We start from the raw sequence: 25,558 nt of genomic DNA, 5'->3' as shown, positions 1-25,558 counted from the left end.
CTCGTGCTTCTAGCACCGCGGACTCACAGCTTGCCATCCACCCCTCTCACCACAGAGTTTATTCCCAGATCAAGACACAAGCGGGCTTGCTCGCGAAGAGGCCAGCATATCCACCACAAACCCCAGCCAAAAAAAGCCCCGGGCCAGCCGTGACTGGATCGGGGCAGAGTGCTTGGTGTGAGCGTGACATCCCGAGGGTGACCAAACCGTCAAGGTGCGTGCCTGGCCTCCAGTGTGCCTATTGTTGCTATTGGTAAATGACCCGAAAACGACCTGTTCATAGCCATCTGAGCCATTCGCCGATTCTGCCCTTGCCGACCGGCCGCGGGCCTACCAGAATCCCAATCAATCCCGCTCCCTACACCAGGATAAACGTCATGATGCACGCGGACTTGATTGACCAGGATGACCTGCTGAGCCAACTGCGCTCGCTGGGTTTCGAGGTATCCAGCGGCGCCAGCGCCGAACAGGCTTGCGAATGTGCGGTACGCGGCTTGAGCGCTGCGCGGGCCAAGGCGCTCAAGGGCATGGTGGAACAGATGTACACCGGCAGCGCGACGATCTTGCCGGCGGTGCGCCAGGCGATCGACAAGCAGTTGTTGCCGGCTTTGGTGCAGTTCAAGCAGAGCTCGGGCGCCTGATAGATCGCTATCGCAGGCAAGCCAGCTCCCACATTTGACTGGGTTCACAATTCAAATGTGGGAGCTGGCTTGCCTGCGATAAAGCCACCTCGGTCTAAAGCCTTACACTGGCAAACGTCGATTCATTACGCGCCTGGCTCAACGCCGACATCGGCCCCGACAACGGTGACAACACCAACGCCTGCGGAATCGGCAGCATCGCCACTTGCTGGGTGGTGTTGGAACCTACGCGCTCATCCCGTGGCGGAATGCCGAAGTATTCGCGGTAGCATTTGGAGAAGTGCGGCGTGGACACAAACCCGCACACCGAGGCCACTTCGATGATCGACATCGGCGTTTGCTTGAGCAGCTGCCGTGCACGAATCAGGCGCAATTTGAGGTAGTAGCGCGACGGCGAGCAGTGCAGGTATTTCTGGAACAGCCGCTCCAGTTGGCGGCGCGACACGGCGACGTACACCGCCAGTTCGTCCAGGTCGATCGGCTCTTCCAGGTTGGCTTCCATCAACGCAACGATTTCCTGCAGTTTCGGCTGGTTGGTGCCGAGCATGTGCTTGAGCGGCACACGCTGGTGATCCTGTTCGTTGCGGATGCGTTCGTACACGAACATCTCGGAGATGGCGGCCGACAATTCACGGCCGTGGTCGCGGCTGATCAGGTGCAGCATCATGTCCAGCGGCGCGGTGCCGCCCGAACTGGTAAAGCGGTTACGGTCGAGGGTGAACAGGCGCGTGCTCATGGCCACGCGCGGGAAGGCTTCCTGCATCGAGGCCAGGCATTCCCAGTGCACGCTGCAATCAAAGCCGTCGAGCAACCCGGCGCAGGCCAAGGCCCAACTGCCGGTGCAGACCGCGCCAAGGCGACGCGATTGGCGCGCCTGGCTTTGCAGCCACGACACATGTTCACGGGTCACGGTGCGCTGGATACCCACGCCGCCGCACACAATCACAGTGTCCAGGGCCGGAGCTTTGTGCATGGAGGCATCGGGGGTGATTTGCAGACCGTCGCTGGCCCACACCTGGTTGCCGTCGACACTCAGGGTTGTCCAGCGATACAGCTCGCGGCCGGACAGCTGGTTGGCCATGCGCAGCGGTTCCACTGCCGAAGCCAGGGAAATCAGCGTGAAATTGTCCAGCAGCAAAAAGCCGATGGATTGAGGCGCACGGTTCTGGGGTTGGGCCCCGGAGTTGAACGACGTCATCGCGGTATCTCCTCACACAAAGCGGGTGATGGCCTCAGGCGAGGCTCTTGTTATTGCGTTCGTCTCCAGCAAGGAGCGAGGCTTGGAATGGATAGAGCAAATGCCATGCCTAAAATTGAATGGCCGTCCAATAAATCCTAAAAACGACCTGATGACGCGTCTATATAAGCCCGCGCAGGGAGTGCGGGATATGGCCGGAAATGGACGTCAGACCGGCCCTGCTCAAGGGGTGTGAGCAGATCGGTAGCACTTGTGGGAAGGCGCTTTGCGGGTGTGGGAAAGGTCTGTCACCGCACGCACGGGTGACGGGTGGTAAGGCGCGGGATCGTTCGCAAGCTACTTATCTATTTGCGACGCGCTAAAAGGTGGCGCGTTTGGGTTCGGGTGTTCACTCTATGAGCAGTGTGCTGCAACTACCGCCATCGCAGGCAAGCCAGCTCCCACAGGGGAACGCATTCCAAATGTGGGAGCTGGCTTGCCTGCGATAGCTATGTCACTGACTCAGCACTCAACGGCACTCACCGCCAACCCACCCCGCGAAGTTTCCTTGTACTTGTCATGCATATCCGCGCCGGTATCGCGCATGGTGCGGATCACCCGGTCCAGGGAAATAAAGTGCTGGCCATCTCCGCGCAGCGCCATCTGCGCCGCGTTGATCGCCTTCACCGCTGCAATCGCGTTGCGCTCAATGCACGGCACTTGTACCAGCCCGCCCACCGGGTCGCAGGTCAGGCCGAGGTTATGTTCCAGGCCAATTTCGGCGGCGTTGCACAGTTGCTCCGGCGTGGCGCCGAGGATCTCGGCCAGGCCCGCAGCGGCCATGGCACAGGCTGAACCGACCTCGCCCTGGCAGCCGACTTCGGCGCCGGAGATCGAGGCGTTTTTCTTGCACAGAATCCCGACCGCCGCAGCGCCCAGCAAATAGTCGACCACGTTGGCTTCGGTGACCTCTTCGCTGAACTTCATAAAGTAGTGCAGCACCGCCGGAATAATCCCCGCCGCGCCATTGGTGGGCGCGGTGACCATGCGCCCACCGGCGGCGTTTTCTTCATTGACCGCCAGGGCGAACAGGTTGACCCATTCCATGGCGCTCAAGGTTGAGCCGATCACATTCGGTTTGCCCAGCTCCTGCAAACTGCGGTGCAGCTTGGCCGCGCGACGACGCACATTCAGGCCGCCGGGCAGGATGCCTTCGTGCTTGAGGCCCTGCTCCACGCAGTCCTGCATGGCGCGCCAGAGCTTCATCAGGCCGCTGCGGATTTCTTCTTCACTGCGCCAGGTTTTTTCGTTGGCCAGCATCAATTCGGCAACGCGCAGGTTGTGGGTCTTGCACAGCTGCAACAGCTCTACCGCGCTGGAGAAATCATAGGGCAGCTCGGTGCGGTCCATGTCCGCCACGCCGCTTTGCGCCTGGGCCTCATCCACCACAAAACCGCCGCCGACTGAATAGTAGGTGTCGCGGTGCAACTCGCCGTCATCACCAAACACCACCAGGGTCATGGCGTTGGGGTGGAAGGGCAGGTTTTCGTCGAGCAGGCGCATGTCGCGCGCCCAGATAAAGGGCACCGGCAAACGCCCGTCGAGCAACAAGGTGTCGGTCTCACGCAGGGTGTGAATACGCTGGCCGATCTGCGACGGGTCAATTGCGTCCGGCCATTCGCCCATCAAGCCCATGATGGTAGCGGTGTCGCTGCCGTGGCCGATGCCGGTGGCCGACAACGAGCCATACAGCTGAACTTCGACGCGACGTACTTGTTCCAACATTCCACGTTCACGCAAGTGCTGAACGAACAACGCCGCGGCGCGCATGGGGCCGACGGTGTGAGAACTCGAAGGCCCGATGCCGATCTTGAACAGGTCGAAAACGCTGATAGCCATTGCCGTGAAACTCCTCGATGGGCACGGGCGACCTGCTACGCTGAACTCGCCCGAATAGCGGCATCATCAAGCTTTTGTTGCCCCTCACGGCGTCTCACACCGACGTGACCATGCTCAGCAGCGCCGCCCTCGCACGAACCGGCGTTTTGGCCGTTTTTAGCGGTGCAGAGCGGCAAAAAATGCAGTTTTGCCGTTGAAAAAATCTGTAAGCGACGTCACCGACACTGGATACGACCATCCCTGTACTGGATACGACGCCCCCTGTAGGCGTCAGATTTTCACTGGTACATGATCAGTCTCGACTCGTTTGCAAGGCATCGTGCCGTCAGCTTGAAGCACGCCCCAACCGCAACACTTATAAAGCGCGGCACAAGCCGTCAGAAAAAAGACACAGGAGTCTACCCAGATGAAAGGTTCACCCTCGTTGTTGTTGGCCGCCATGTTGAGTCTGCCAGCCCTGGCGCACGCTGCAGAACCGGCACAATGTCAGACCGTCAATTTCTCCGATGTCGGCTGGACCGACATAACCGTCACCACCGCAACCACCAGTGAAATCCTCAAGGGCTTGGGCTACAAGCCACGTACCACGATGATTTCAGTACCGGTGACCTACAAGTCGCTGGCCGACGGCAAGAACATGGACATCTTCCTCGGCAACTGGATGCCGACCATGGAAAACGACATCAAGCAGTACCGTGATGCCGGCACCGTGGAAACCGTGCGCGCCAACCTGGAGAACGCCAAGTACACCCTGGCCGTACCCGAGGCGCTGTATAACAAGGGCCTGAAAGACTTTGCCGATATCGCCAAATTCAAGGATGAGCTGGGCGGCAAGATCTACGGCATCGAGCCGGGTAACGACGGCAACCGCACCATTCAAACCCTGATCGACAAAGACGCCTTCGGCCTGAAAACCGCCGGTTTCAAAGTGGTGGAGTCCAGCGAAGCCGGGATGCTCTCGCAAGTGGAACGCGCCACCAAACGCGACCAGGCCATCGTGTTCCTCGGTTGGGAACCGCACCCGATGAACACCCGCTTCAAGATGAAGTACCTGACCGGCGGTGACGATTCGTTCGGCCCCAACTATGGCCAGGCCACCATCTACACCAACGTTCGCAAGGGCTACACCCAGGAATGCAGCAACGTCGGTCAGTTGCTGAAAAACCTGTCGTTCACCCTGAACATGGAAAGCACCCTGATGGGTAAAGTCCTGGACGACAAACAAAAACCGGATGTAGCCGCCAAAGCCTGGCTCAAATCCAACCCACAAGTACTCGACACCTGGCTTGCCGGTGTCACTACCGTTGATGGCAAACCAGGGCTGGACGCCGTTAAAGCTTACCTCGCCAAATAATTAACCCGGCAACATCGCTGACCCCAGGCCGGTGCGCTGGCCTGGGATGTTTTCCCCTTCGCATGTGGACATTCACTACCATGCTGACTGAACAGAAAATCCCACTAGGCCAGTACATCGCTGCCTTCGTCGAATGGTTGACCCAACATGGTGCCAACTATTTCGACGCAATCGCATCGACTCTGGAAACGATGATCCACGGTGTGACGTTCGCGCTGACCTGGTTCAATCCGCTGGCATTGATCGGTCTGATTGCGCTGCTGGCTCACTTTATTCAACGCAAATGGGGCCTGACCGTTTTTGTCATCGCCTCCTTCCTGCTGATCCTCAACCTGGGGTACTGGCAGGAAACCATGGAAACCCTCGCCCAGGTGTTGTTCGCCACCCTGGTCTGCGTGGTCATCGGTGTGCCGCTGGGCATTGTTGCCGCGCACAAACCGCTGTTCTACACCATGATGCGGCCGGTGCTCGATCTGATGCAGACCGTGCCGACCTTCGTCTACCTCATCCCGACCCTGACCCTCTTCGGGCTGGGCGTGGTGCCTGGTTTGATCTCCACGGTGGTGTTCGCGATTGCCGCGCCTATCCGCCTGACCTACCTGGGTATCCGTGATGTACCACAAGAGTTGATGGACGCCGGCAAGGCCTTTGGCTGCTCGCGCCGTCAGTTGCTCTCACGCATTGAACTGCCCCACGCCATGCCGAGCATTGCCGCCGGCATTACCCAATGCATCATGCTGTCGTTGTCGATGGTGGTGATCGCGGCCCTGGTGGGCGCCGACGGCCTCGGCAAGCCGGTGGTCAACGCACTCAACACCGCCGACATCGCCCTGGGCTTTGAAGCCGGCCTGGCAATCGTATTGCTGGCCATCATGCTCGACCGCATCTGCAAACAACCCGACGCCAAAGTAGGGGGTGATGCATGAGCATTATCCGATTCGACAATGTCGACGTGATCTTCTCCAAAGACCCACGCGAAGCGCTCAAGCTGCTGGACCAGGGCATGAGCCGTAACGAGATCCTGAAAAAGACCGGGCAGATTGTCGGCGTTGAAAAAGCCAGCCTGGACGTTGAAAAAGGCGAGATCTGCGTGCTGATGGGCCTGTCCGGCTCCGGCAAATCAAGCCTGCTGCGCTGCATCAACGGCCTCAACACCGTAAGCCGCGGCCAGCTGTTTGTGGAGCATGAAGGTCGCCAGATCGACATCGCTTCGTGCACACCGGCCGAGCTGAAAATGATGCGCACCAAGCGCATCGCCATGGTGTTCCAGAAGTTCGCGTTGATGCCGTGGCTGACGGTGCGCGAGAACATCAGCTTTGGCTTGGAGATGCAGGGCCGCCCGGAGAAAGAACGGCGTGCGCTGGTGGATGAAAAACTCGAACTGGTGGGCCTGGCCCAATGGCGTAACAAGAAGCCCGATGAGCTGTCCGGCGGCATGCAGCAGCGCGTCGGCCTGGCCCGCGCCCTGGCGATGGACGCCGATATCCTGCTGATGGACGAACCCTTCTCGGCCCTCGACCCGCTGATCCGCCAAGGCCTGCAAGATGAATTGCTGGAGCTGCAACGCAAGCTGAGCAAGACCATCGTGTTCGTAAGCCACGACCTTGATGAGGCGCTCAAACTCGGCAGCCGCATCGCGATCATGAAAGACGGCAAGATCATCCAGTACAGCGTGCCGGAAGAGATCGTGCTGAACCCGGCGGATGACTATGTGCGCACCTTCGTCGCCCATACCAACCCGCTGAACGTGCTGTGCGGGCGTAGCCTGATGCGCACCGTAGAGAACTGCACCCACGTCAACGGCTCCATCAGCCTGGACCCGGGCGGCGACTCGTGGCTGGACCTGGCCGAAGGCAATGTGATCAAGGGCGCACGCCAGAACGGCACGCCGTTGAACCTGCAGAACTGGGCGCCAGGGCAACCGGTGGAAGGTTTGGGCCGTGTGCCGACGCTGGTGGACTCCAATATCGGCATGCGCGATGCGTTGCAGATCCGGTATCACACGGGGAACAAGCTGGTGTTGCATAACAACAACCAGGTGGTGGGGATTCTGGGGGATAGCGAGCTGTACCATGCCCTGCTGGGCAAGAACCTGGGCTAGTCGCCTGATCGTTCCCACGCTCCGCGTGGGAATGCCGCCCTGGACGCTCTGCGTCCGCTCTTGAAGTCGTGACGCGGAGCGTCACAGGATGCATTCCCACGCGGAGCGTGGGAACGATCATTCAAGCTCAACCATCAGCTATAGACACGGCCAAGGAGCTGCCGATGGCTTTCAAACTGATCGAGCACGTCCCGGGTGATCTGTTCCTGGGCGAAGCCCATCAGGTCATATTCCTGAGGTCCGTTGTGCAGGTAGACCTCGGCCCGGTAGTAACGGGTGCGCTCTTCTTCGGGCAGGTCGCTCGGTGCCGAGGAGTAAGCATCCAGGCTCACTTCATAGACAAACGGGTTGCCCTCTTCCATCTCGATACGCACACCGATGCAGCGCTTGGATTTACCCAGCAGCGTCTGCACTTCCAGCCCTTGATCGCGCAGCGCACTCGCCGCTTCTTCCAACGCCGGCGTAACGTGCTTGTCCATAAAGCGCTGCACGGTGCCCTGGCTCGGTTGCAGGTCCAGGGCGGTCAAACGCTCGCTGAAACCACGACGACCACGCTCAGCCAATTGCGCCTGCTCCTGTTCGATGGCCACATCCTGGCGCATCGCCTTGTGCAAACCGAACATAAACAGAATCAGCACCACCGAGAACGGCAACCCCGCCAGCACCACCATGGTTTGCATGGCTTCGAAGTTACCCGCGAACAGCAGGCCGATGGTCACCAGGGTGATCACCACCGACCAGAAGATCCGCAGCCAGTGCGGCGCATCTTCATCCACATTGCCGCCCTTGCACGAAAGGTTGGCCATCATCACCGCGCCGGAATCCGCCGGGGTCAGGAACAGCACAAAGCCCACGAAGATCGACACGCCGATCACGATTTTCGACGCTGGGTAATGCTCAAGCAGTTGGTAGATGGCCATCGACGGTTGTTCCAGCGCCGTCTTGCCCAACTCGACCGCACCGTGGTTCAACACCAGGTCCAGCGCCGAGTTACCGAAGATCGACAACCACGCCAGGGTGAAGCCCAGCGGGATCAGCAGCACGCCGGCCACCAGCTCACGCACCGTACGACCACGGGAAATCCGCGCGATGAACATGCCTACAAATGGCGCCCAGGAAATCCACCAGGCCCAGTAGAACAGGGTCCACAGGCCCATCCAGCGTTCAGTCTTGTCGGCGTCGCCTTCGTACACATACAGGTCGAAGGTTTTCAGCACGATACCGTTGAGGTAGTCACCGGTGTTCTGCACCAGGCCATTGAGCAGGTGCAAGGTCGGGCCAAACAACAGCACAAAGATCAGCAAGCCGCTGAACAACACGATGTTGAGGTTGGACAGGCGGCGAATGCCGTTTTCCACACCCGACACGGCGGCGATGGTCGCCACGGTGCTCATCACGATGATCACGATCAGCAGGTTGGTGTTGCTGTGCTGCATGCCGAACAGGTTTTCAAGGCCCGACGACACCTGCATCGAACCAATCCCCAGGTTCGTCACCAGGCCCAGCAGGGTCACGAACATGCCGAAGCCGTCCACCGCGTGGCCGGCTGCGCCTTTGACCCAACGCTCACCCACCAGCGGGTACAGCGCCGAACGCAAGGCCAGCGGCTGGTTATGACGGTACGCGAAGTACGCCACGGCCAGGCCGACCAGCGCATAAATCGCCCAGCCGTGCAGGCCCCAGTGCAGGAACGTCAACTGCAACGCCTGGCGGGCTGCGCCATTGCTGGCGGCGGCGCCTTCGGGCGGGTTGAAGTAGTGATCCAACGGCTCGGAAGCCCCGAAATACAGCAGCGAGATGCCGATGCCGGACGAGAACAACATGCCGGCCCAGGCGCCGTAGCTGAAGTCCGGGGTGTCGTCCTTGCTGCCCAGTTTCAATTTACCGTAGGACGAAAACGCCAGGCCGACCACAAACACCAGGTAGGCAGCAATGACCACCATGTAGTACCAGCCGAAGCTTTTCGACAGCCACGCCTGGGCGATGCCGAGCATGCGCCCGGCCTCCTGCGGGGCGATGATCAGAATGGCGGTCAACAACAGAATGAGCGCGGTGGAGGTGTAGAACACCCAACCGTTGACCCTGACCTTTTCCGGCGGGGTCTTTATAAGAGAGGCAGAACTCATGGCGCAGATGCTCCGGGCAGTGCGAGAGAGAAACACAAGGCAACGGTTATCCCGGGACATCGATTTTTCGGCAGTCGACGGACGGGTGTTATAAAGACACCCCGAAAATTCTTGAGCCGCGCCGAGGCAGTGGCCAGGCCCTGATACGGCCTGTTTCAAGGGTTTTTGCAGGTGTCAGAGGACGTCGCTCACAGGTAGGAAAAATCTGTAGGCAGCGACCATTTGTCGCAGATCTTATTCTTTGTTGATTGAACGTTCAATCAAAACAAAATAGACTGGCCATCAAGCCGACGGGTGTTTATCGCCCAACGGCAGGCCTAAGGAGAGGTGCTACATGCCCAAGGTCGGTATGCAACCCATACGCCGCCAGCAGTTGATCGAAGCCACTTTGACGGCCATCGATCAGGTTGGAATGGGAGATGCCAGCATTGCGCTGATCGCCCGTTTGGCCGGCGTCTCGAACGGCATCATCAGTCACTACTTTCAGGACAAGAACGGCCTGATCGCCGCAACGATGCGGTACTTGATGAATGTGCTGATCGAGAACGTCCACGAACGCAGGCTTGCGCTGAAGGACGACAGCCCACGGGCGCACCTTCGGGTGATCATCGAGGGCAACTTCGACGCCAGCCAGGTCAACGGACCGGCAATGAAAACCTGGCTGGCCTTCTGGGCCACCAGCATGCACCACCCGTCATTGCACAGGTTGCAGCGGATCAACGATCAACGTCTGTATTCCAACCTGTGCTGCCAGTTCCGCCGAGTGCTACCGCTGCCGCACGCACGCAAAGCAGCCCGAGGCCTGGCGGCCCTGATCGACGGTTTGTGGTTGCGCGGCGCCCTGTCGGGAGACGCTTTCGACACGGAGCAGGCGCAACGGATCGCTTACGAATACATGGATTTCCAATTGGCCAAGCAGGTGAGTTAGAGCACACATAACCGCTCAACCCCTGAACGTCTGCCGCTCAGTGTTGCCACAACCCCATGGCCCACTGGCGGCGGGTAACGCCAACCACTTATGCACTTGCGAGGACTTTATGGCCCGTTTCGAACTGCAAAAACTCTACATTGACGGCGGCTACAGCGACGCTGGCAGCGATGCCACCTTCGAAGCCATCAACCCGGCTAACGGTGAAGTTCTCGCCCAAGTGCAACGCGCCACCAAGGAAGACGTGGAACGTGCCGTGGTCAGCGCCGAAAAAGGCCAGAAAATCTGGGCCGCCATGACCGCCATGGAGCGTTCGCGCATTCTGCGTCGCGCCGTCGACATCCTGCGCGAGCGCAACGATGAACTGGCCGCCCTGGAAACCCTGGACACCGGTAAAGCCTTCTCCGAAACCCAATACGTCGACATCGTCACCGGCGCCGACGTGCTGGAATACTACGCAGGCCTGGTGCCAGCCATCGAAGGCGAGCAGATCCCGTTGCGCGACACTTCGTTCGTCTACACCCGCCGCGAGCCGCTGGGCGTGGTGGCCGGTATCGGCGCGTGGAACTACCCGATCCAGATCGCCCTGTGGAAATCCGCACCGGCCCTGGCTGCCGGTAACGCAATGATCTTCAAGCCAAGCGAAGTCACTTCGCTGACCACCCTGAAACTGGCCGAGATCTACACCGAAGCCGGCGTACCGGCAGGCGTGTTCAACGTGTTGACCGGCAGCGGCCGTGAAGTCGGCACCTGGCTGACCGAGCACCCGCGCATCGAGAAAGTCTCGTTCACCGGCGGCACCGACACCGGCAAGAAAGTCATGGCCAGCGCTTCGAGCTCGTCGCTCAAGGAAGTGACCATGGAACTGGGCGGCAAATCCCCGCTGATCGTGTTCGAAGACGCCGACCTGGATCGCGCCGCCGACATCGCCATGATGGCCAACTTCTACAGCTCCGGTCAGGTCTGCACCAACGGCACTCGCGTGTTCGTACCCAAGCACCTGCAAGCGGCGTTCGAAGCCAAGATCGTTGAGCGTGTTGCGCGCATTCGCGTCGGCAACCCACAAGACGAAAACACCAACTTCGGCCCGCTGGTCAGCTTCGCCCACATGGAAAGCGTGCTCGGCTACATCGCCAAAGGTAAGGAAGAAGGCGCCCGCGTACTGTGCGGCGGCGACCGCCTGACCGACGGCGAATTCGCCAAAGGCGCTTATGTGGCCCCGACTGTGTTCACTGACTGCACTGACGAGATGACCATCGTCCGTGAAGAAATCTTTGGCCCAGTGATGAGCATCCTCACTTACGAGACCGAAGAAGAAGTGATCCGCCGCGCCAACGACACCGACTTCGGCCTGGCCGCAGGTCTGGTGACCAAGGACCTGAACCGCGCCCACCGCGTGATTCATCAGCTGGAAGCAGGTATCTGCTGGATCAACGCCTGGGGCGAATCCGACGCCAAGATGCCGGTCGGTGGCTACAAGCAATCCGGTGTGGGCCGTGAGAACGGCATCAGCTCGCTGAACAACTTCACCCGCATCAAATCGGTACAGGTTGAGCTGGGCGACTACGCCTCGGTGTTCTAAATCCGAGCGCTGTACTGCCCGCGAGGCCGCCATCGCGGGCAAGCCCGGCTCCCACATTTTGTGCTGTGTTAACCCAATAAAATGTGGGAGCTGGCTTGCCTGCGATGAGGCCCGACCTGACCATCTCAAAAGAGGGTGCATCCAATGTCCCAAGAATACGATTACATCATTGTGGGTGCCGGCTCCGCCGGTAACACCCTGGCGACCCGTCTGACCGAAGACGAAGGCGTCACCGTCCTGCTGCTGGAAGCCGGCGGCCCGGACTACCGTTTTGACTTCCGTACCCAAATGCCCGCCGCGCTGGCGTTCCCGCTGCAAGGCCGCCGCTACAACTGGGCCTACGAAACCGATCCAGAGCCGCACATGGACGGCCGCCGGATGGAATGCGGCCGCGGCAAGGGCCTGGGCGGTTCTTCGCTGATCAACGGCATGTGCTACATCCGTGGCAACGCCCTGGACTACGACAACTGGGCAAAACTGCCAGGTCTGGAAAACTGGACCTACCTCGACTGCCTGCCGTATTTCCGTAAAGCCGAAACCCGCGACATCGGCCCCAACGACTACCACGGTGGCGATGGCCCGGTCAGCGTGACCACGCCGAAAGCCGGCAACAACCCGCTGTTCCACGCCATGGTTGAAGCCGGCGTACAGGCCGGTTACCCGCGTACCGACGACCTGAACGGCTACCAGCAAGAAGGCTTCGGCCCGATGGACCGTACCGTCACGCCTAAGGGCCGTCGCGCCAGCACCGCACGCGGTTACCTGGACACGGCCAAGAAACGCTCGACGCTGACCATCGTCACCCACGCCCTCACCGACAAAGTGTTGTTTGAAGGCAAGCGTGCCGTGGGCGTGCGTTACTTAATAGGCGCGGCCGAAGAACGTGTTGAAGCCCGTGCGCGTAAAGAAGTACTGGTGTGCAGCGGCGCAATCGCTTCGCCGCAACTGCTGCAACGCTCCGGTGTGGGCCCGGCCAAACTGCTGGAAAGCCTCGACATCCCGGTGGTCCACGACCTGCCCGGCGTCGGCGAAAACCTGCAGGACCACCTTGAGCTGTACCTGCAATACGCCTGCACTCAGCCAGTGTCGCTGTACCCATCGCTGCTCTGGTACAACCAGCCGGCCATTGGTGCCGAATGGCTGTTCAATGGCACCGGCATCGGCGCCAGCAACCAGTTCGAAGCGGGTGGTTTTATCCGTACCCGTGAAGACTTCGATTGGCCGAACATCCAGTACCACTTCCTGCCGGTCGCGATTAACTACAACGGCAGCAACGGTGTGAAAGAGCACGGTTTCCAGGCGCACATGGGTTCCATGCGTTCGCCGAGCCGTGGCCGCGTGCAATTGAAGTCGAAGAACCCTCGAGACTACCCGAGCATCCTCTTCAACTACATGGCCACCGAGCAGGACTGGCAGGAATTCCGTGACGGCATTCGCCTGACCCGCGAAATCATGAAGCAGCCGGCACTGGACCCATACCGTGGCCGTGAAATCAGCCCGGGCATTGACGTGCAAACCGATGAGCAGCTGGACAAGTTCATCCGTGAGCACGCTGAAACCGCGTTCCACCCGTCCTGCTCGTGCAAAATGGGCACCGACGAGATGGCCGTAGTGGACGCCGAAGGCCGCGTGCATGGCATGCAAGGTCTGCGTGTTGTGGATGCGTCGATCATGCCGATCATCACCACCGGCAACCTCAACGCGCCGACGATCATGATCGCCGAGAAAATCGCCGACAAGATCCGTGGCCGCAAGCCACTGCCGCGCAGCACTGCCGACTACTACGTAGCAGGCGATGCGCCGGTGCGTGGCAAGCCGATGCGTGAAGTGGGCCCGACCGCGCAGTAACCCGTTGATCGTTCCCACGCTCTGCGTGGGAACGATCAATACTGAGACTGCAGGAGCGAATGGACAGTTTTTTAGTTTTTACTCGCTCCTGCAACACCACGACCTCTAGCGCCGGGCTGGATTGGCGATGCGGAAATTGCAATGGTTTTCATACTTCATTGGGGTCGTTTAAATAAGGGACATTACGCTCCAAGATTTTCAGTTTGAAAATTGCCTCAATTGCGCCATCACCCGCACCTTCACATTGTAAGTAGGACCACCACTCTGACAACACTTTATTCTTGGGCATCAAATCAAGCCTAGATAGTGCCTGACTAAAGGAGGTTGGAAATTTGAACTGCATACCCACCGTCACTTCATCACTACTGATATTATCAAGTGTTATACGTTGCCCTGAAGAGTCAAGCAAATACACATGCATGGAATTATCATCGGGCACACCTGCGGAGAAATAATACTTATTTATACCAACCCCTCCCACCCAATATCCTTTATGGACCGTACCGACACATCCAAGTTTTTCACCACCCCTAACAAAAAGAACATAATGATCATGCCTATACCTGAAATATATCGACATGGGAGTAGAGTTAGAGTTCGCACACATAAATTCACATCGAACATTACTAACGGTACCGCCGCTCTCCTCAACTTGAGAAAAGTTAACGGGCGCGCCCTCTACCCACAACGAAGCTAGAAACGACTTACCACGATCCGTACTCATAAAAATCACCTCATCAAATAAATTTGAAAACCTCTTTGCCGCACTTCTTAATGCTACATAACTAAATAGATACCGCCACCTGTGAAAACCAACAGTTAGTTAGCCTATTCTTGAATATAAAACCAATAAGAAAGCACACAATCATCTAACGCGCCGACGATCATGATCGCCGAGAAAATCGCCGACAAGATCCGTGGCCGCAAGCCACTGCCACGCAGCACTGCGGATTACTACGTGGCAGGCGATGCGCCGGTGCGTGGCAAGCCGATGCGTGAAGTAGGCCCGACCGCGCAGTAACCCGTTGATCGTTCCCACGCTCTGCGTGGGAATGCATCCTGTGACGCTCTGCGTCACGACCTTCAAAAGCGGACGCAGAGCGTCCAAGGCGGCATTCCCACGCAGAGCGTGGGAACGATCACCTATGCTAGCCTCTGGGACTGCGCTGCCCTCAAGGAGGTCCCGATGTTCGACGCCCACCCCACCCTCAAACAACACTTCAGTGCCCTGCGCACCCGTGCCGAATTTTTCTCGCTGCGCTACGTGCGCGAATCCGGCCAGTACCTGTCGGTCCGCAAGAACGTCGCCGAGCCGCCGCACCTTAGCCACGACGAAGGCGCGATGCTCACCGTGCGCCTCAACGGCGTGGAAGCCTACGCGGCCACCAACGATATTTCCCTCTCCGGCCTGCAAGCCGCCCTTGAGCGCGCCGAACAGCAAGCCCGGCAGATTTCGCCCCACGCCTTGCTCGACTTGCACACACAACAGGTCTCCAGTGACGTGGCCGACTACCTGTCGCCCGACCTCAACCAGCCCTTCCCATCCCTGAGCGACTGCTACCAACTGCTCGGCGATGAATCCGCCAGCGTGCCCAAGGATGAGCGCCTGGTGAGTTGGGAAGTCAGCCTGGGCACCACGCGGGTTGAACAGATCTACCTCAACAGCGCCGGTGCCGAGCTGCGCCAGGCCCAGCGTTTCGTCTTTCCGGGCCTGAGCGTCACCGCCTTCGACGGCAACGACAGCCAGACCCGCACCCTGGGCGGCACCAACTTCGGCCAGCAAGGCAGTGCGAACGTGATTCGCCGCTTCGGCCTGGCCGGCGCCGCCCGTACGGTCGCCGACGAAGCCCTGCAACTGCTGCTCGCGCCGAACACGCCCCACGGCCCGCGCGACCTGCTGCTGATGCCCGACCAGATGATCCTGCAGATCCACGAGTCCATCGGCCATCCGCTGGAACTGGACCGCATCCTGGGCGATGAGCGTAACTACGCCGGCACCAGTTTTGTGAAGGCCCGCGACTTCGGCCACCTGCAATACGGCTCGCCCTTGCTCAACGTGACCTTCGACCCGGACATCCCCGAACAGCTCGCCAGCTATGGGCATGACGACGACGGCACGGCCGCCAGCAAACAATTCCTGATCCGCGATGGCCTGCTGCTCAAGCCCTTGGGTGGCGCACTGTCGCAATTTCGCGCAAACCTGCCAGGCGTGGCCAACAGCCGCGCGTGCGGCTGGAATCGGCCGCCGATCGACCGCATGGCCAACCTCAATATCGAGGCCGGCGACAAGACCCAGGCCGAGCTGATCAGCGGCATCGAGCACGGCATTCTGATGAGCACCAACCGCTCCTGGTCCATCGATGACGCACGCAATAAATTCCAGTTCGGCTGCGAGTGGGGCCAGTTGATCGAAAACGGCGAACTCAAGGGTGTGGTCAAAAACCCCAACTACCGCGCCATCTCCGCGCAGTTCTGGCGCAACCTCAGCGCCGTCGGCGACGCCAGCACCTTCCAGGTGTTGGGCACGCCCAACTGCGGCAAAGGCGAACCCAACCAGGTGATCCGCGTGGGCCACGCCTCACCGGCCTGTGTGTTCAGTGATATCGACGTGTTCGGGGGAGATGCCTGATGAACAACTTCAAGGCACTGGTGAACTGGCTCAAACAGGCCATCACCGACAAGGAACAGTTTCACCTGGGCTACGCTGACGAATCATCGGAGTTTGTGCGTTTCAACCACGCCAAAGTGCGCCAAGCCGGGCAGGTAGAACAGGCCAGCCTCAACCTCAAGCTGATCAACGACGGCCGCCACGCCGACCTGGGCATCACCTTGGCGGGCGAGCCGGAGCTGGATCGCCAGCGCCTCGCCGATGGCCTGCAACAACTGCGCGAAACCCTGTCATTGTTGCCGCAGGATCCGTACCTGCTGCTGAACCACAACGCCTGGCAAAACCACAACGAACAACTGCGACCGTTGCCGGAGCTGGCCCAGGTGCTGGCAGATATCAGCCAGGCCGCCGAAGGTGTGGACCTGGTGGGCTTCTATGCTGCCGGCCCGATCAGCCGTGGCTTTGCCAGCTCCGACGGCGCGTTCGGCTGGCATCAGGCCAATAGCTTCAACTTCGATTTCAGCCTGTTCCACGCCAATGGCGAAGCGGTAAAGGCCAGCTACGCCGGGCACACCTGGGACAGCGCCGCGTTCACTGAGCGTTTCCAGCGGGCGCGTGAGCAGCTGGAATTCCTCGGCCGCCCGTTGCACAAGCTGCCTCCCGGCCAGTACCGCGCCTACCTGGCCCCGGCGGCGTTGGAAGAAATCTTCAGCATTGTCACGTGGGGCGGGTTTTCCGCCCAGGCCATCGCCAGCAAAGGCAGTTGCTTGCAAAAGCTCTACACGGGTGAGCAGTCGCTGAGCCCAATGGTGAAGGTCGATGAGCAGATCACCGGCTCCCTGAGCCAGGCATTTTCCACCGAAGGCTACCCACGCGGCGATGTCACGCTGATTAACGCCGGTAACGCCGAGGGCCAGTTGATCAACTCGCGCAGTGCTGCCGAATATGGCCTGAGCACCAACGGCGCCAGCAGCGACGAGTCGCCCAGCGCCTTGCAGATGGCCGCCGGCAACCTGGCCCAGGCCGATATCCTCAAGCAATTGGGCACTGGCTTGTACATCAGCAACCTGTGGTACCTGAACTACTCGGACTTGCCGGCGGCACGCCTGACCGGCATGACGCGCTTCGCCACGTTCTGGGTCGAAGACGGTGAAATCAAGGCGCCGGTGAGCACCATGCGGTTTGACGACAGTGTCTACAGCCTGCTCGGCTCGCAGCTTGAAGCGTTGACCTCGGAACGGGAACTGCTGCTGTCGGCGAGTACGTACAGCCAGCGCAATACCTCGTCCACCTTGCTGCCGGGGGCTTTAATCAAGCGTCTGACCTTGACGCTGTAAACCTCGACTGTTCCATTCAGACTCAGTGGCAGCGCCGGCTGCCACTGAGTTTTTCCGCTGCCGGCGATGTTTAGCCATCGGCAAGAATCGCTGAGGTTCAACTTGGTTCTGTATCAATAAAATACCGAAATCATGGTCAGTTACATATCCGCCAATAGCCCATAGGAACGTGCTGCGTGATTGGGGCCACTGAGGGGCACACTTTTTATCAACCACAGGAACCTTATATGCACGTGCCTTCTCCTCACGTTTACAGCGGACACTTTCCAGCACCATCAACTTATCAACAAAACGCTAAAACACCTGAGCCCCAACAACCAACGACAACCTACTTACTGTCCAACGTACCCAAAGACTCGCCGCCAGCAAACCTGTGGACCGGTTTATTCCCCATTTACGAGCACTACCCCCATTTCGGCGGCTGTGACCACGACGATTGGGTGTCCGCGATCAAGGCTGCCATGTCAGGCCTGGGCCAAAGCCCCTTGAGCATACTGGATGAAATAGCGCCCACCGCATCAGGCTTCAACATCGGCATGAAAGATGGTTTTAAATTTCACATTACCCATGAAGAACTCAAGTTGGCGATGAGTTATGCAAAGTTTGCCGGCCATGATGAAGGGATGGTCAACGATGCACGGTTTTTATTTGCCGTCATGAATAAACGCAAACACGTGGAATATCAAATCGACGCTTATAAGCTGGGCTACCGCGTCGATCTTAAAAAGCACGATTTCGGCGCTGTTCTGAAATCCGCCGACGAAGGCATCGGTGGGCATAAGGCACTGGAACTGCTTGGGCTCGGCGCTCAGCTGCAGCACGTCTGGTCTCAGGATGTCGGCACTCAGGTGGCCGTGCCCGCGATCAAGCAATTCTCTTTTAAGCGGGGCATGATCACCAATGGTTTCATGGACAACTACGGCAGCAAGGCCCCAGCGCCGAAATGGATAGAAAGCTTTATCGTCCTCAAATCCCCGCCTGCCACGTTACCCCCTGCCCTTGAACAACCGGGCCGCACCCAAATGGCGGTAATACCCGATATGCCTTCAGCCGCCAATGACGAACTGCCTGATCTATCGTCCAGGCGCCATGGGCAAAAACCGAATGATCCCCTGTTGGGGTTTTATACAAACAGGCCTCATATGCACGAAGCCGAGACCTCGGTTCATGCCGACGTGATAAAGCTCTTGATGTCTCGCTACGGTCAAAGTCCAACGGATGTTTTTTCAAAAGTGACCTTCGCGGGCAATGATTACCATGTCACGTTCAGGGATGGCTTCACCGTTAAACTTTCCCGTGAGGAAATCGAACTGGCCGAAGAACACTCACAGTTTCTCGGCGCGGATGACGGTTTACTCAAAGATGCCAACTTCATCTTTGCTGCGTATATAAAACGCCAACAACTGCAACCGCCAATACCGTCTTTCGGGCTCAGCTTTGCGGCCGCACTGGAAGGTAATCTTAATGGGCGCACGGTAAAAAACGTGTTGGAAGGCATGGGCGTAACGCGCTCGATCAACTACGTAAAAAGGGCCGGTGACGCCGAAGGCTTGGTATTAATGATTGGCGGAAACAGCGGCGGGCTGTTCAACCAAGGCACGCTGGTCAAAGAAGGGCGTTATTACCCTGGCGATGAAAATGCCCAGCGCCACGGCTACCAGTTGGCCTGACCCTGCTCGATGGTCGATCAAACCCGCACCGTTCGAAGCCAGACAAGGAGATTCACTTCATGAATCTGGGACTTTACGCGTCAACCAGCCTCAACTTCGCCCAGCCTTACGACAACCGCAATATCAACAGCCCGCGCCAGGGACACGGCGACATCAGGTCTCACTACACACAGAGCCTTGAGCCGTCACCCACGCCCACGGATCACTCCCGCACAACCTCCGGCATGCGCGTTAAAAACATATGGAAAGATTTCTTTCAGGTGAGGGAGGGAAACTGCGTCACTGTGTCAGCCATTAAAGCCGCGATGGTGAAGTTCGGCCATCACCCCGCGGATATCTTCGACACGTTCAAAAGCACCCGCGAAGGCATTGAGGTGACGATGAAGGACGGCGTCAAAACCGCTATCACCCACGCCGAACTGGAAATGGCCAGGGCAAGCGCCGGGTTCGCCGGACGAGGCAAGGTATTGCAGCACGCCATTGTTTTATATGCCTTGAGTGCAAAGCGGGCGCAAAACGAAGATAACGACTATAGCGCCCATCAAGGCTATGAAGCGGCACTGAGGACCTTGAACGACGGCGAAAGCCCAGGCGAAGCGTTGGGTCGACTGGGGCTGATAAACCACATGCGCAAAGGCGACGTTCAAGCCTTGAAAAATGGCGCCATCGGCACCCTCGCCACCGCTCATCATTCGGTAGCCGTCATTGACGGCTTCATTGACCTGTGGGGCGTCAAACTGCCACTGGCCAATTCCGGATGGGAAAAAGCGCCTCACGCATGGCTTCTGGTGTAACGCCCGGCCTCCCGTCAACCGAGAAGAACACCGCTTCCTACAGGCAATTCTTTTCGGTTACGACGAACTTTCGCTTTCTCCGACATTTGACCCTTTGACCGGTTGTTCCACGTAAAAAACCTCGCTATAAAGCTGGTGGCATGTAGCCATATCTGCGCGATAAAAATAAATCCAACCACTATCTCGCCGTCCCTAACCCGCTTGAACTACAAGTGATGGATGACCTTGCCCGGGAAGGGCAAGCTGGAGCGTTGACATGAATCATGGAAGTTTTGTCATAGAGAAACTGTTCAAGCACTACAACGTTCATGTTGAGCAGCTAGGAAACGATTCGAAAAAAAACACCGTGCTGATGGTCAACGGCGCGCTGTCTACCACGCGCTCTTTCGCGCGAACCAGCAAATGCCTGGCGGAGCATTTTAATGTGCTGCTGTTCGACCTGCCCTTCTCCGGCTATTCGCGCGAGCACAACACCGACCTCGACCTTGTGACCAAGGACGACGAGGTACAAATCCTGCGCGCCCTGGTAGAGCGCTTCGAGGTCAACCATCTGGTGTCGGCCTCCTGGGGCGGCATCTCCACCTTGCTGACCCTGGCGCACAACCCACCCTCCATTCAAAGCTCGGTGGTGATGGCCCTGGCGCCCAACCTCAACCAGGCCATGCTCGACTACGTGGAGCGTGTGCGCGTGCTGATCGAGGCCGATGACAAATCCGCCGTCGGCCACTTGCTCAACGAAACCGTCGGCAAATACCTGTCGCCACGCCTCAAGCGCAACAACCATCGACACCTGTCGAACATGGCCACCACCGAGTACCGCCAGGCGCGTTTCCATATCCATCAGGTGCTGGCCTTGGGCGATGGCAATTACCTGCCGGCGCTGACCCGGATCGAAACCCCGGTGCACTTCCTCAACGGCGCACTGGATGAATACACGCCGGCAGCCGAGGCCCGGCTCTTCAAGGACTATGTCGGCCGCAGCAGCTTTGCGGTCGCCGAACACACCGGGCATTTACTTGATTTGGAGTCGCGCGAAGCGGCCATGGCGGTGCACCGTGCACTCTTGAATTTCCTGGTGGGAGAGCACGCGGCGTTGTCGGAATTAGACGAACCGCCAGTGGGAAAAGGAGCGACGGATGGCGCATAATCGCCAACACATAGCCTGCTAATAAAAAGGGTTCATATGCCGAATCGCGCCCCTCTCGATGCCAAGACCGCCCGCTGGCTACCCTGGGTGGTAGCGATTGCCTTCTTCATGCAGTCGCTGGACGGGACGATTCTCAACACTGCGCTGCCGGCCATGGCGCGGGACTTGGCGGAAAACCCGCTGCGCATGCAAGGGGTGGTGATCGCCTACATGCTCACCGTCGCCTTGCTGATTCCGGCTTCGGGCTGGGTGGCCGACCGCTTCGGCACCAAAAAAATCTTCTTCGGCGCGATCATGCTGTTCAGCATCGGTTCCTTGCTGTGCGCCTTGTCGAGCAGCTTGACCATGCTGGTCGGCGCGCGGGTCATCCAGGGCTTGGGCGGTGCGCTGATGCTGCCGGTCGGGCGGCTGGTGGTCTTGCGCGCTTATCCGCGCTCCGAACTCGTACGCATCATGGGCTTCATCACCATCCCCGGCCTGCTCGGCCCCTTGCTCGGCCCCACCATGGGCGGCTGGATGGTGCAATACCTGACCTGGCACTGGATCTTCCTGATCAACCTGCCGGTGGGCATGGTCGGCTGCTACGCCGTGTGGAAGCTCATCCCCGACTTGCGCGGCAGCGAACGCACGCGCTTTGACAGTGTGGGGTTTGTGCTGTTTGGCGCGGCGATGGTGTTGATCACCATCGCCATGGAAGGCCTGGGCGAACTGCACCTGCCGCACCTGCGGGTGATGTTGCTGTTGTTCGGCGGGCTCGCCTGCCTGGCCGCGTACTGGCTGCGCGCCGGGCATATCGATAACCCGCTGTTCTCGCCGGTACTGTTCAAAACCCGCACCTTTGCCGTGGGCATCCTCGGCAACCTGTTCGCGCGGTTGGGCAGCGGCGCGCTGCCATTTCTGGTGCCGTTGCTGCTGCAGGTGGCACTGGGTTATTCGCCCTCCGAAGCCGGGATGAGCATGCTGCCCCTGGCGGCGGCGGCGATGTTTGCCAAGTCCATCGCCCGGCCACTGATCGAGCGGCTGGGCTATCGCATTGTGCTCACCGGCAACACCCTGGCGCTGGGCATCATGCTGGCCAGCATGGGCCTGGTCAGCGAACACACACCCTACCCGCTGCTGCTGTGCATGCTGGCGGTGCTGGGTGCGATCAACTCGCTGCAATTTACCGCGATGAACACCGTCACCCTGATCGACCTCGACGACGCCCAGGCCAGCAGCGGCAACAGTTTGCTCTCGGTGGTGGCGCAATTGTCCTTGAGCCTGGGCGTAGCCTGTGCCGGTGCCTTGCTCGGCGGCTTTACGGGCGAAGCGGGCAATGACGGCGTGGAAAGCGTGTTGGGCGCGTTCCAACTGACCTTCCTGACCGTCGGCATCATGGCCATGCTGGCAGCGGCGATCTTCCTGCAACTGTCGCCAAAAGACGGCAAACGGGTGGTCAGCCGCGAGCACGACCTTGAGCATTAACAGGCTTCTCGTCTAGAACTTGCAGGGAAAATCCCACAGGGCTGGTACACTGCGCGACATTTTGTTTTGCAGAGCCAGTCCCGTGACTACCATCGCCACCGCTTTTAATACTTTGCCCCTGTCCGCCGCCATGCTGGCTAACCTCGACTCGCTGGGTTACGTCGAGATGACGCAGATCCAGGCGCAAAGCTTGCCGGTGATCCTCAAGGGGCTGGACCTGATCGCCCAAGCCAAGACCGGCAGCGGCAAGACCGCCGCCTTCGGCATCGGCCTGCTCAACCCGATCAACCCGCGTTACTTCGGCTGCCAGGCGCTGGTGATGTGCCCGACGCGTGAGCTGGCTGACCAGGTCGCCAAGGAAATCCGTCGCCTGGCGCGTGCCGAAGACAACATCAAGGTACTGACCCTTTGTGGCGGCGTGTCCCTCGGCCCGCAGATCGCCTCGCTGGAACACGGCGCCCACGTCATCGTCGGCACACCGGGCCGTATCCAGCAACACCTGCGCAAAGGTTCGCTGGTGCTGGACGGCCTGAACACGCTGATCCTCGACGAAGCCGACCGCATGCTCGACATGGGCTTCTACGACGCCATCGAAGACATCATCAGCAAGACCCCGCCGCGCCGCCAGACCCTGCTGTTCTCGGCCACCTACCCGGTGAGCATCAAGCAGCTGGCCTCCAAGTTCATGCGCGCGCCGCAGCAAGTGAAGGCCGAAGCCTTCCACTCCGACGACCAGATCGAGCAGCGTTTCTACGAGATCTCGCCGGAAGAGCGCATGGACGCGGTGACCAAGGTGCTGGCGCACTTCCGTCCGGCGTCTTGCGTGGCGTTCTGCTTTACCAAGCAGCAAGTGCAGGAAACTGTGGATCACCTGACCGCCAAAGGCATCTCCGCCGTCGGCCTGCATGGCGACCTGGAACAGCGCGACCGTGACCAGGTACTGGCGATGTTCGCCAACCGCAGCACTTCAGTGCTGGTGGCGACCGACGTCGCCGCCCGTGGCCTGGACATTGACTCGCTGGACATGGTGATCAACGTCGAACTGGCCCGCGACTCGGAAATCCACATCCACCGCGTAGGCCGTACCGGTCGCGCCGGTGAGACCGGCATCGCCATCAGCCTGGTGGCACCGTCCGAAGCGCACCGCGCCCAGGCCATCGAGCAACTGCAAAAGTCGCCGCTGAACTGGGACCAACTGGACAACCTCAAGCCGCAAAGCGGTGGCCCGTTGCTGCCACAGATGAGCACGCTGTGCATCGCCGCCGGCCGTAAAGACAAGGTTCGCCCAGGCGACATCCTTGGCGCACTGACCGGTGACGCCGGGATTCCGGGTGCCCAGGTCGGCAAGATCGCGATCTTTGATTTCCAGGCGTTCGTGGCTGTTGAGCGCGGGATCGCCAAGCAGGCGTTGCAGCGTTTGAATGACGGCAAGATCAAAGGCCGCTCGTTGCGCGTGCGCATCCTCTGACCTGATCGTTCCCACGCTCCGCGTGGGAATGCCGCCATGGACGCTCTGCGTCCGCTTTGTGACGCAGAGCGTCACGGGATGCGTTCCCACGCAGAGCGTGGGAATGATCTGATGAACATGAGGAAACTGTTTTGCGCTCGACCGAAGTTGTGATCATTGGCGCCGGCGCCGCAGGCTTGATGTGCGCACTGACCGCCGCCGGGCGTGGGCGCAAGGTGATGCTGATCGACCACGCCAACAAGGCCGGCAAAAAGATCCTGATGTCCGGCGGTGGCCGCTGCAATTTCACCAACATGTACACCGAGCCGGCCAACTTCCTCTCGCACAACGCGCACTTCTGCAAGTCGGCCCTGGCCCGCTACACTCAGTGGGATTTCATCGGGCTGGTGGCCAAGCACGGCGTGCCGTACCACGAGAAAAAACTCGGCCAGCTGTTCTGCGATAACAAATCCAGCGACATCCTCGGCATGCTGCTCGATGAGTGCATCCAGACCGGCGTGAGCCTGCACCTGGACACTTCCATCGAGGAAATCGCCAAAGTCGACGGCGGCTATCAGTTGCAAACCACCTTGGGCGAACTGCGCTGCGAATCCCTGGTGATCGCCACGGGCGGCCTGTCGATTCCGACCCTGGGCGCCACCGGTTTTGGTTACCAGGTGGCCAAGCAATTTGGCCACGAACTGCTGCCGACCCGCGCAGGTTTGGTGCCGTTCACCATCACCGACCAGCTCAAGGAGTTGTGCGGCGAGCTGTCCGGCACATCTGTGGATTGCCTGGTGAGCTGCAACGATCAGAGCTTTCGCGAGAACATCCTGTTTACCCACCGCGGCCTCAGTGGCCCGGCAATTTTGCAGATTTCGTCGTACTGGGAAACCGGCGACACGGTGGTAATCAACCTGCTGCCCGACCACGACGCCCACACCTGGCTACAACAGCAACAGGTCGAGCACCCCAACAGCGAGCTGAAAACCCTGCTGGGTGAGATCTTCACCAAGAAGATGGCCAACCTGTTGGCGCAGAGCTGGTTTGTGTCCAAGCCGATGAAGCAATACACCCACGCCGAAGTCGCCGACATCGCGCAAAAGCTGTCGAGCTGGCAGTTAGTGCCGGCAGGCACCGAAGGCTATCGCACGGCCGAGGTGACGCTGGGTGGTGTTGACACGCGGGAAGTGTCGTCCAAGACCATGGAATCGCTGAAAAGCCCGGGCTTGTACTTTATCGGTGAAGTGCTTGATGTGACCGGTCACCTGGGTGGGTTCAACTTCCAGTGGGCATGGGCTTCCGGTTACGCAGCCGCCCAATACGCCTGAAGAATGTACGCAGTCAACAGGTGGGAGCTGGCTCGCCTGCGATAGCGGTGGTGGATTCACCGCCGCTATCGCAGGCAAGCCAGCTCCCACAGTAGTTTCGTGGT

General features: G+C 59.5%; 19 protein-coding genes and 1 pseudogene. 16 read left to right on the top strand and 4 right to left on the bottom strand.

Features of this window, described 5'->3' with window-relative positions; genetic code table 11:
* Nucleotides 1–377 precede the first annotated feature (377 nt).
* Nucleotides 378–641, top strand: a complete 264-nt coding sequence (locus ASE80_RS04055) for a hypothetical protein (protein WP_017139371.1) — start codon at nt 378–380, stop codon at nt 639–641.
* A 94-nt stretch (nt 642–735) separates the two neighbouring features.
* On the opposite strand, the gene ASE80_RS04050 is transcribed toward ASE80_RS04055, so the two are convergent.
* Nucleotides 736–1,839, bottom strand: coding sequence for a GlxA family transcriptional regulator (locus tag ASE80_RS04050; RefSeq protein ID WP_056857767.1), 1,104 nt, complete (start codon nt 1,837–1,839; stop codon nt 736–738).
* A gap of 501 nt (nt 1,840–2,340) precedes the next feature.
* The gene (locus tag ASE80_RS04045) at nt 2,341–3,717 is read right to left on the bottom strand and encodes an L-serine ammonia-lyase (protein ID WP_056857766.1); all 1,377 of its coding nucleotides are present in this window, start codon (nt 3,715–3,717) and stop codon (nt 2,341–2,343) included.
* Between the two features lie 406 nt (nt 3,718–4,123).
* Between ASE80_RS04045 and ASE80_RS04040 the strand changes: the two genes are divergently transcribed.
* From ASE80_RS04040 to choV, 3 genes are all read left to right on the top strand, one after another.
* A complete protein-coding gene (locus ASE80_RS04040) occupies nt 4,124–5,071 on the top strand; it encodes a choline ABC transporter substrate-binding protein (RefSeq protein ID WP_056857765.1) in 948 nt (315 codons plus the stop codon).
* 80 nt (nt 5,072–5,151) lie between these two features.
* Nucleotides 5,152–5,997: a choline ABC transporter permease subunit gene (gene choW, locus ASE80_RS04035; protein WP_016972877.1), complete on the top strand. Its 846-nt coding sequence runs from the start codon at nt 5,152–5,154 to the stop codon at nt 5,995–5,997.
* Nucleotides 5,994–7,172, top strand: coding sequence for a choline ABC transporter ATP-binding protein (gene choV, locus ASE80_RS04030; protein ID WP_056857764.1), 1,179 nt, complete (start codon nt 5,994–5,996; stop codon nt 7,170–7,172). Before choW ends, choV begins: the two co-directional genes overlap by 4 nt.
* Before the next feature lie 134 nt (nt 7,173–7,306).
* Here choV and ASE80_RS04025 read toward each other — a convergent pair whose 3' ends face one another.
* Complete coding sequence (locus ASE80_RS04025; protein ID WP_236708802.1) at nt 7,307–9,241, bottom strand: BCCT family transporter; 1,935 nt, start codon at nt 9,239–9,241, stop codon at nt 7,307–7,309.
* 391 nt (nt 9,242–9,632) lie between these two features.
* On the opposite strand from ASE80_RS04025, the gene betI reads away from it, so the two are divergent.
* The 3 genes from betI (at nt 9,633) to betA (ending at nt 13,656) form a co-directional block, all read left to right on the top strand.
* Nucleotides 9,633–10,226, top strand: coding sequence for a transcriptional regulator BetI (gene betI / locus ASE80_RS04020; protein WP_010207128.1), 594 nt, complete (start codon nt 9,633–9,635; stop codon nt 10,224–10,226).
* 109 nt (nt 10,227–10,335) lie between these two features.
* Nucleotides 10,336–11,808, top strand: a complete 1,473-nt coding sequence (betB, locus tag ASE80_RS04015; RefSeq protein ID WP_017139377.1) for a betaine-aldehyde dehydrogenase — start codon at nt 10,336–10,338, stop codon at nt 11,806–11,808.
* A gap of 144 nt (nt 11,809–11,952) precedes the next feature.
* Nucleotides 11,953–13,656 (top strand): choline dehydrogenase, encoded by a 1,704-nt coding sequence (gene betA, locus ASE80_RS04010; RefSeq protein WP_056857762.1) that lies wholly within the window; start codon nt 11,953–11,955, stop codon nt 13,654–13,656.
* A 148-nt stretch (nt 13,657–13,804) separates the two neighbouring features.
* On the opposite strand, the gene ASE80_RS30610 is transcribed toward betA, so the two are convergent.
* A complete protein-coding gene (locus ASE80_RS30610) occupies nt 13,805–14,380 on the bottom strand; it encodes a hypothetical protein (RefSeq protein WP_133257332.1) in 576 nt (191 codons plus the stop codon).
* A 135-nt stretch (nt 14,381–14,515) separates the two neighbouring features.
* On the opposite strand from ASE80_RS30610, the pseudogene ASE80_RS31605 reads away from it, so the two are divergent.
* The 9 genes and pseudogenes from ASE80_RS31605 to ASE80_RS03970 form a co-directional block, all read left to right on the top strand.
* Nucleotides 14,516–14,677, top strand: a pseudogene (locus ASE80_RS31605) (hypothetical protein); the annotation flags it as partial.
* Nucleotides 14,678–14,842: 165 nt separating this feature from the next.
* Nucleotides 14,843–16,285: a TldD/PmbA family protein gene (locus ASE80_RS04005; protein WP_056857761.1), complete on the top strand. Its 1,443-nt coding sequence runs from the start codon at nt 14,843–14,845 to the stop codon at nt 16,283–16,285.
* Nucleotides 16,285–17,601, top strand: coding sequence for a TldD/PmbA family protein (locus ASE80_RS04000; protein WP_056857760.1), 1,317 nt, complete (start codon nt 16,285–16,287; stop codon nt 17,599–17,601). The genes ASE80_RS04005 and ASE80_RS04000 overlap by 1 nt, the downstream gene beginning before the upstream one ends.
* A gap of 227 nt (nt 17,602–17,828) precedes the next feature.
* A complete protein-coding gene (locus ASE80_RS03995) occupies nt 17,829–19,271 on the top strand; it encodes a hypothetical protein (RefSeq protein ID WP_133257331.1) in 1,443 nt (480 codons plus the stop codon).
* A 59-nt stretch (nt 19,272–19,330) separates the two neighbouring features.
* Nucleotides 19,331–20,065, top strand: a complete 735-nt coding sequence (locus ASE80_RS03990; RefSeq protein WP_056857758.1) for a hypothetical protein — start codon at nt 19,331–19,333, stop codon at nt 20,063–20,065.
* A 256-nt stretch (nt 20,066–20,321) separates the two neighbouring features.
* Nucleotides 20,322–21,212: an alpha/beta fold hydrolase gene (locus ASE80_RS03985; RefSeq protein ID WP_056857757.1), complete on the top strand. Its 891-nt coding sequence runs from the start codon at nt 20,322–20,324 to the stop codon at nt 21,210–21,212.
* A gap of 36 nt (nt 21,213–21,248) precedes the next feature.
* Complete coding sequence (mdtD, locus tag ASE80_RS03980; protein WP_056857756.1) at nt 21,249–22,676, top strand: multidrug transporter subunit MdtD; 1,428 nt, start codon at nt 21,249–21,251, stop codon at nt 22,674–22,676.
* A 130-nt stretch (nt 22,677–22,806) separates the two neighbouring features.
* Nucleotides 22,807–24,144: an ATP-dependent RNA helicase DbpA gene (dbpA, locus tag ASE80_RS03975; protein WP_232626477.1), complete on the top strand. Its 1,338-nt coding sequence runs from the start codon at nt 22,807–22,809 to the stop codon at nt 24,142–24,144.
* A 131-nt stretch (nt 24,145–24,275) separates the two neighbouring features.
* On the top strand, nt 24,276–25,454 hold the full coding sequence (locus tag ASE80_RS03970; RefSeq protein ID WP_056857755.1) for an NAD(P)/FAD-dependent oxidoreductase: 1,179 nt from the start codon (nt 24,276–24,278) through the stop codon (nt 25,452–25,454).
* The last annotated feature ends 104 nt before the right edge of the window (nt 25,455–25,558 follow it).

Origin of the sequence: Pseudomonas sp. Leaf15 (assembly GCF_001421425.1) — a bacterium.
In the GTDB taxonomy this organism is placed as follows: domain Bacteria; phylum Pseudomonadota; class Gammaproteobacteria; order Pseudomonadales; family Pseudomonadaceae; genus Aquipseudomonas; species Aquipseudomonas salomonii.
The sequence above is the reverse complement of the archived record's forward strand: the minus strand, read 5'-3'. Positions and strand labels throughout refer to the sequence as shown.